A 6924-nucleotide genomic window follows, 5' to 3' on the forward strand; every position below is an offset into this window, starting at 1 on the left:
GAGGCAACAGGCAGGCAGGCAGGGGGTACCGCGGCCGTGCCCCTTCCGGACGATGGCTGGAAGTGAACGCGCCTGATGATCACAGGCAGTCCGTTGGAGGATCAGTTTTTTGTTGGTTCGATCCATCAGTGGAAGGAGCGCTGTGAGGACGATCCGGGCGATCAGAAGGCTTTTTACGGAGCTGCCCCAGCCGGCCAGGACTTACCCAAGGGGCCTACCGGCAGGACACCTAACCGGCCAGCGGTGTAGCGGCATTGCTGATTACAGGTCGGTGTCCGGACCGGTAGGCAGACGCGATGACTGGTTCGAGTTCGTCAATCACGGTACGGCTCCCAGGGAGAACCACATGGGCGAGAAATTCCGATTCGATCGTCGCAACCCCGGCTGCCACCGCTGCCAGTTTGGCGTCAACTGACAGGGCGAAGGCATACCAGAACCTGCGGGCATCGAGCTCCAGGTCTCTTGCCTTGACTCCTCGGCCATGGACTTCAGCGGCGTCACCCGGGACAGCAGGGATTCCGTCAGGGTGCGGCACAGAGATGACAATACGGAACTGCCTTCCACATGCCCTGAACGCGATGGCGCTGAGGTGTCCACGGTGACTGGATCGAACATCCGTCGCCCCAAAGCTCAGCAGCGCCCGTTCGACATGTTCCCGTGAAGCCCCAACACTTAAGGAATTACCACGCGTGTAAAAACTCCGGGAATCAAAAGTTGACATGTCCAATTATGCGCCCCGACGCCGCCCTTCGGCTGCTTCAGCGCCTTTGGCCGGATGAACAAAGCGACCATGACGAATCTCTTGGGGACCTGCAGACCCAATTAGTTCCGCCGGGCCTGGTGCTGGGTATGTCGGCACACGCCGCGCAACCACCCTCAGGAAAGGGTGGATTTCCTCCAAACAATCCGGCTCCGAACAATTCATGCTGTGTCTGAAAGGCCCGGGTGGTTCAGATGCCGATGTTACCGGACCTGCCTTCGTGGTCAGCGACCAGGACACCGCGGAGACCGTCATCTCATGACTCAGGATGGAAAGTACATCGCGTGGCAGCAGCCACGTGGAGCCGTCGATTCTTCGGGCCTCCGCGCAGGTCTTAATCAGCAGACCAGACGAGCGCGACCCGGTCCACCAGTCCGTAGAACCGCAAGGAGGGGACTACAAGTTGGATATCCATCTCAGTGGTTCCGACATAACCAGGGAAACCATTCCCAAGAAGGATCCGAAAGAGGCCAAGGTCCGGGCGAAGGAACGACCGGATGCAATAGGCGCCCCAGCCGGGGTTTTCAACTTCTACACCCTGCCCAGCACCGGACCGGGAACGGGGGCACACTTGATGCCACCTTTGAACGCTCCGTCGGCTGGCTGGTACCGGTGAACAAACCGCCCGCCGTAACAGAATGAAAGTCATCCTCGACTGGGCCGGCCGAAAAGAAAGCAATCGCACATCGCCCGGTGCCATCGCGACTGGTGGCTAGCCGGGCAGCAAAGCCAAAACAACATGTCCACGGTCTGTGTACACGCTTTCGACCGGACTTCAAGTCTTTTTGGACACGTTGGCACGCCCTGCCTGGAGCGAGACCGGCTCTCACCCACCACGTAGCAGAGTCTCCGCGTCATCCAAGAGCGATGTCTAAACTCCAGCGAGCAATCCCGATAAACAGCCGGGCTGGCTACTTAGGGTTAGCGCACCCTTGCTGGTCACGAGCAGAGCGATGAAACGGTCAAGCCAACGGCCCCTGAATTGTGAACCTCAGGCCCTGATCAACCACCAGGTCACCGGCAGCCCGTGACGGACCTTACCGGTCCGAAACCGGGCATTCGCAACAGCCGGTGCATGCGCTGTTGCCCGGTGACCCGCTCGTTAATCAGCGTCTACGGTTCGGCCGGTTCTTCGTTTGGGGAAACAACCTCCCGGGCGGGTGCGCCGCCGCTTTCCCATGTGCTGTGCGGAAACGAGGGTGTGATGGGATTTCGCGGCTACGGCTGGACTGCGCTGGCACGTCACAGGCCCTGCACCCCGGCCCCCGGCCGTGGGGGCGTACACTTGAAGTGTGCCGGGACGTCGTGACTGGAAATCCGGTTCCGCGCAGAACGAGCCCGCCCCCTCCGTAGCCCCAGTAAAAGGCTGGGATGAAGCGTCGAGTCACATTCGACGATGACGCAACGGAGAGCCGGGACAATGAGGGCGGCCGTGACCGGACTGCTTCGGCGGAACGGCCAACAGCCAACGCTCTCCTCCAGCGGATCCGGACCCGGGTCCCTGAACCCCAAGTCACGGTCTCTCCGCGTTCTCGCGGGTCCGACAGTGCATCCTCAAGAACGTTGGCAGAACGCCATGACCACCACCCAAGCCCTTCCTTCCGTACGCGCCGATTCCGCTCTGATGCTTAGCGGTGTGCTCGCGTCCGCCTTGCCGCATGATCTGGGCACGGCACGCGGTCCCTCGCGCTACACCGTCCCGGCAGTCTTCTCACGCCGACCTCAGCCGAGGGAAATCGATCTGCTCCACGGAACCGGCATCAGCCGCCGTCTGGCCGATGCGGGGTACAGCGACGTAGAACTCCGCGTCTCAGACCGCCGCCTCCTCATTACCAACACCAACCTCACGGACCTCAAAGAAGGGTTGGCCCACCTTCTCGGCATGATTCTCAGCGAGGTCTCCACCCAGGCCGCCCGGGAGCGCTCCGAACGGGCCGAAGAACTGGATGCCCTCGGACTGATCGAAGAACAACGGCTCGAATCCATCCGGCAGGCCGCCGCCGAAATCCACTTCGACTGACGGCGGTTCTCGGCCCTGAGGCCGGGTTCGGCTATCCGACGCCGGATGGCAGCAAAGGCGCCCCTGGGTCAGATAACGGCCAGGGCGCCTTTGGCGCTCTCCACCAGAACATGCGTGGCGGCCGGAAGATGAATGACTTCGCCGTCGATCCTGCAAGGAACAGCATCCCGCGTTGTGAAGGAGTAGCCGCTCACGCTTGGCTGGCGCCCAAAGCCCGGTGTCGCAGCCCGAAGAGTCATCAGCACGCTCTTCCGACGCCCGGCATTGGGCAGCGTCACAATCTCGAACAGGCCATCATCGGGGCCGTCCACCTCGCTGACCGTCCTGTACTTGGCCATCCGGGATATGTTGGCCAATAACCGTGCACACCGCCCTGGTTCCGGAACATCCATCACCCCTTTGATGACCTCGTGGTATCCCCCGTCACCACTGACCGAAACAATGAGCGGGGCCCCTCTCGCCGCCAGGGACCGTGCAAGGTCGCGGGCGTGCCCGGCAAACTCAGTCGCAGCAATTCAATCGGCAGCTCCGGCAGTCCGGCGGTCAGACTGCGTTGCAGATCAAAGATGCTTGCGGCCATGCCGGGGTTGCCCGGATTGAAGACCAGGACAACCGGGTCAAGACGTACGACAGGTCCCCGCTCACCAGTCATGGCCGCCCCTCCGGGCTGATGTCACCTGGACTTCCGCCCGCAATGCCAGGCACATGGAGCGACAGGCCAGCAAAAGTTCCATCCCGCCTCCGGGGGGCTACTCCATGCCATCGGCACCGTTTTGGGTTTCGCCTTTTCTTAAGTCGTCCGCCACACGATGAAGATCCTGAATCCAGCCAGTAGATCGACTCGGTACTCCCACCCCGGCTTCAAAGTTCCCCAGGGCTTCCGCGATGCTTTCCAATGCCTCAGAGAGGTTGGTTTTCACCTCCTCATAGCCCTCATCCGAACGCGGGTCAGATGACGCCACCCGCAACAACTCCGCTCCGGACCTGACGATCAGTGAGGCCTCGTACTCATTCACGCTCATACCCGGGCTCCTTGGACGTAGACGGTGCGGACCTGACTACCAGCACAACTGTACTCCCGCGCTCTTTAGCGGCGACAAATAGCCGCGGAGCAACAGCATGACGTGCGTTACCGCTTCCCACACGATGTCACTCCCCTCCCGGCAGAAACTCAGCCGAGCCTGCCCAAGCATCCTGAACAGCCCAGGGGAACTTCGAATCCAGGCAGGGAAGTCATCCTGACCATCGAAGCCCTCACGGCACACATTCGACCAGCAGGACCGCAGCCGGCAGCTACGAAGATGCCAGGACCTCGGCCGAGACTTTGGACCCGGAAGGGCACAGGGTCATCGTGATCCGCCCGCCGGGCAAGCTCTCCAGGTGTGGGTAATGAGCATTTGCAGTGCCTGGGAATACGGATGCGGTATCGGCAAGGATGATTCTCCAGGGTATTTTCGGACCGGAAATCAACGCAACGGTCGGCCCTTTCAGGATGCAGGAGTTTCAGCGGCAGTCTTCGCCTTTCCAGGCTGCGCTGCCTTCCTTGACGGCGACGGCGGCGAACAGCCGCGCACCGAGGCGGTGTTTGGCGAGGCCGAGGACCGGCATGACAACCAGGCTCGCCGCCGTGAGCACGATGCCCGGGAGGCTGTTCCCGGCCGGTGCCCGGCAGCCAGGTCGATGACCGACTGGATTCCGATGTAGGGGGCGAGGAGCCAGAAACTGACCGCCACCGCTTTCTGTGCGCGCCCTTCCGTGGTTTCGGACAAGGTCCGGGAGCCGGTGAACCGCCGGATCACGATGACGCTCGCCAAGCCCTCGACCGCGGAACTGAGGGCCCAGCCGACCAGGGACACGGACCCGGCAGCCCTCCCGCCACGAGGCCAAGGGCACCTTCCAGAACCATCCAAACAAGGCTGAACCAGGACAGCAGCCGCACAGTGCGCACCTTCCTGATCCTGGCTGCATCCGGGGACAGCGGGAGGCGCCGGGATGCAGCAGCCGTCCGCGCAGGCAGCGGCCTCTTGGAGTGTGGGCTCTTTGGGGCTCAGGGGAAGCGGCGCGGGTTTGTCGTCAGGGGGTTCCGGTTTCGCGGAGGGCGTGGCCGCCGGGTTCAAGCTGGAAGGTGGAATTTTCGAACGCCTCGTGCAATTTACGAACATGCTTCCGCTGTGGCCCATCTCACCTTGCTGCGCAAGGGGTTTTCGATCTAACTTCTACATTGAACGTAACGTTCATTTTATGAACATTCAGCTTGTCGCATGATGCGCCGACCCGCGGCCTCGCCGTAGCCGTGGCGCCCCCCTCGCCCGCAACCAAAGGAACTCCGGACATGCACTCACACCACAGCCGACTGCTTCGCCTACGCGCCGACCGGGACATCAGGCCGCTACCGGACTGGTCCAAGCTCGCCCGCAATGACACCGTGAGCGTCCTGCGCCGGGACGGCAGTGTTGCCGCCGGGCGGATAGATATGATCAACGTCGACCGGACGATCTTCTGGCTGATCCAGAATGACGGCCGAGGAAGAATCATGATCTGCCACGACGACTCCCCCTCGGTGCTCAAGACAGATCAAAACCTGTAGGACCACCAGCGATTGCTTGCGCGGCGGTAGTGATGCGTGTCATGCTGAAGCTACGTTCATTAAATGAGCGCGACGATCACTTTATGAACATATGTAAGTTTTCGATTGCTTCAGAGAGGAAGCCATCATGACCATCATCCAGCGCACCTTTTCTGCGGCATTCCGCCACGGTCAGTCCGCTCATCGGTGGAGTACCCGTTCCGGTCGCGAGGCTGAGAATTCGGTTGCGGCCGAGGTTCGGCCTCACGGAGCGAGCGCCCGCATCACGGCGGCGCCCTGGGCCGGGCTCTACCTCGAAGTCGACGATGCCGGGGGTGACGGCGCAACTCGGCAGCCCGAGGTCTCGGACCTCGAGAGGTTTCTCGCCAGCATCATGTACGGCGAATGAACGACCCGCACCGTACCCACGAAACGAGCAACGACAGTGTGTCCAGCCAAGGAATGCTGATTTGGGCCATTCAGCGGGTCAACGCAGTCAGTCCAGTATTCCGGCCGATTAGCGCCCGATACGCCGCCTAACACCAGCTCTGGGAGATGCACGAGGGCAGCAGCGGAGTACCCTCCTTCGGCCTGTTCCACGGAACCTTTGCCGCAGGTCCACAGGTCTGGACCTGGACCGAACACGCCATCCACACCAGGGACTCGAGGCCGCCGCGCTAGCAGACGGCTTGGCGGGATTCACGGCGCCGGCAGCAGGGCAGGTAACACCCATTCACGTAGACGCTGAGGCGATCGGCGTCAGGGTCCTGCCTTTTGAAGGCGCCGGAGGCTATTCGCCTAGGCCGATCCATCGATGGGGAGGCGCTTGTATTCATCGCTGGTATCCATCGCTGACCTTCGTCGAACCGGCGCGGTCCCAGCCGACCTCCGCGCAGACTTGTATAAGGCCGCCGCGCTGATCCCGGGAGTGTCGATGGCTGATGACCAAGCTACGCTGGACGGCCGGAAAGGCATTGCTATCGGGCAGCTGGAGGAAGCCTCTCACATCCGCCAGAACATCATCATCGACCGGGCAACAGGACTGCCCATCGGTGAACTTCAAGTACCAACACGACCGATGGGATCCATGCCCGCAGGAACGGCAATCACTCGAGCGCCGTGGAGACTTCCATCCCGGACACCGCCCCCTGATTGCCCGACACCTGTGCACAAGGCATGCCCGTCACTGTCCCGCATTTTGGTGGCGACGTGCATGCCTTCCTCGGTTGGCCAGCAGCGCAGACGAGTTCTGACATCCGTGCAGACGACCTCTGAAATTTGTCAACGGCAGCTTAGAAGTGACCGGTGGCGGCAGGTTGGTTTGCCCGATGGCGGCAGGTGATTGACCAGTCGCGGCAAGTATTTTTGGACAGGGTCAGGCGCCCCGGGCGTGCCGGGTTTCAGGGCGCCTGACCAGTTTTTGGGTTAGTTCATGGGGCGGGTTCCTTTTCCGTTTTGGGCTTGCATGAGCCTGACGGACTCGCCGCTGGTTTGGCAGAGGTGGGCGTGGTGGAGAAGCCGGTCCACGGTCGCGGTGGCGATGGTTTTGGGCATGAGCTCATCGAACCCGGAGGGGTG

Annotated in this window: 8 protein-coding genes and 1 pseudogene; 3 read left to right on the top strand and 6 right to left on the bottom strand. The window is 61.9% G+C overall.

Features of this window, described 5'->3' with window-relative positions:
* Positions 1–229 precede the first annotated feature (229 nt).
* Entirely contained in the window at positions 230–535 is a 306-nt protein-coding gene (locus tag E1809_RS27565) for a hypothetical protein (RefSeq protein WP_235835754.1), read from the bottom strand.
* Positions 536–2336: 1801 nt separating this feature from the next.
* Here E1809_RS27565 and E1809_RS23900 point away from each other — a divergent pair.
* Positions 2337–2780 carry a hypothetical protein gene (locus E1809_RS23900; protein WP_235835755.1) on the top strand — a complete coding sequence of 148 codons (444 nt, stop codon included), beginning with the start codon at positions 2337–2339 and terminating at the stop codon, positions 2778–2780.
* A gap of 68 nt (positions 2781–2848) precedes the next feature.
* Here the strand turns inward: E1809_RS23900 and E1809_RS27570 are convergent, their stop codons facing one another.
* The 4 genes and pseudogenes from E1809_RS27570 to E1809_RS27815 all read right to left on the bottom strand — a co-directional run bounded on the left by E1809_RS27570 (position 2849) and on the right by E1809_RS27815 (position 4415).
* Entirely contained in the window at positions 2849–3118 is a 270-nt protein-coding gene (locus tag E1809_RS27570) for a diacylglycerol kinase family protein (protein WP_235835756.1), read from the bottom strand.
* Between the two features lie 105 nt (positions 3119–3223).
* Positions 3224–3295, bottom strand: a pseudogene (locus E1809_RS28075) (hypothetical protein); the annotation flags it as partial.
* A 234-nt stretch (positions 3296–3529) separates the two neighbouring features.
* Positions 3530–3802, bottom strand: a complete 273-nt coding sequence (locus E1809_RS23910) for a hypothetical protein (protein ID WP_133206737.1) — start codon at positions 3800–3802, stop codon at positions 3530–3532.
* A gap of 481 nt (positions 3803–4283) precedes the next feature.
* Positions 4284–4415, bottom strand: coding sequence for a hypothetical protein (locus tag E1809_RS27815; RefSeq protein ID WP_268908736.1), 132 nt, complete (start codon positions 4413–4415; stop codon positions 4284–4286).
* Positions 4416–5112: 697 nt separating this feature from the next.
* Between E1809_RS27815 and E1809_RS23920 the strand changes: the two genes are divergently transcribed.
* Together E1809_RS23920 and E1809_RS23925 are read left to right on the top strand one after the other, a co-directional pair.
* Positions 5113–5367 carry a hypothetical protein gene (locus tag E1809_RS23920; RefSeq protein WP_133206738.1) on the top strand — a complete coding sequence of 85 codons (255 nt, stop codon included), beginning with the start codon at positions 5113–5115 and terminating at the stop codon, positions 5365–5367.
* Between the two features lie 127 nt (positions 5368–5494).
* On the top strand, positions 5495–5755 hold the full coding sequence (locus E1809_RS23925; protein WP_133206739.1) for a hypothetical protein: 261 nt from the start codon (positions 5495–5497) through the stop codon (positions 5753–5755).
* 1016 nt (positions 5756–6771) lie between these two features.
* Here E1809_RS23925 and E1809_RS27580 read toward each other — a convergent pair.
* Positions 6772–6900 carry an ATP-binding protein gene (locus E1809_RS27580; RefSeq protein WP_328591591.1) on the bottom strand — a complete coding sequence of 43 codons (129 nt, stop codon included), beginning with the start codon at positions 6898–6900 and terminating at the stop codon, positions 6772–6774.
* Positions 6901–6924 lie beyond the last annotated feature (24 nt).

This window comes from Arthrobacter terricola (assembly GCF_004354015.1).
Lineage (GTDB): Bacteria > Actinomycetota > Actinomycetes > Actinomycetales > Micrococcaceae > Arthrobacter > Arthrobacter terricola.

Coding starts and splice junctions, on each gene's coding strand:
- E1809_RS27570 (WP_235835756.1), bottom strand. CDS start 3,118: ATGGCCAAGTACAGGACGGTCAGCGAGGTGGACGGCCCCGATGATGGC.
- E1809_RS23900 (WP_235835755.1), top strand. CDS start 2,337: ATGACCACCACCCAAGCCCTTCCTTCCGTACGCGCCGATTCCGCTCTG.
- E1809_RS23910 (WP_133206737.1), bottom strand. CDS start 3,802: ATGAGCGTGAATGAGTACGAGGCCTCACTGATCGTCAGGTCCGGAGCG.
- E1809_RS23925 (WP_133206739.1), top strand. CDS start 5,495: ATGACCATCATCCAGCGCACCTTTTCTGCGGCATTCCGCCACGGTCAG.
- E1809_RS27580 (WP_328591591.1), bottom strand. CDS start 6,900: ATGCCCAAAACCATCGCCACCGCGACCGTGGACCGGCTTCTCCACCAC.
- E1809_RS23920 (WP_133206738.1), top strand. CDS start 5,113: ATGCACTCACACCACAGCCGACTGCTTCGCCTACGCGCCGACCGGGAC.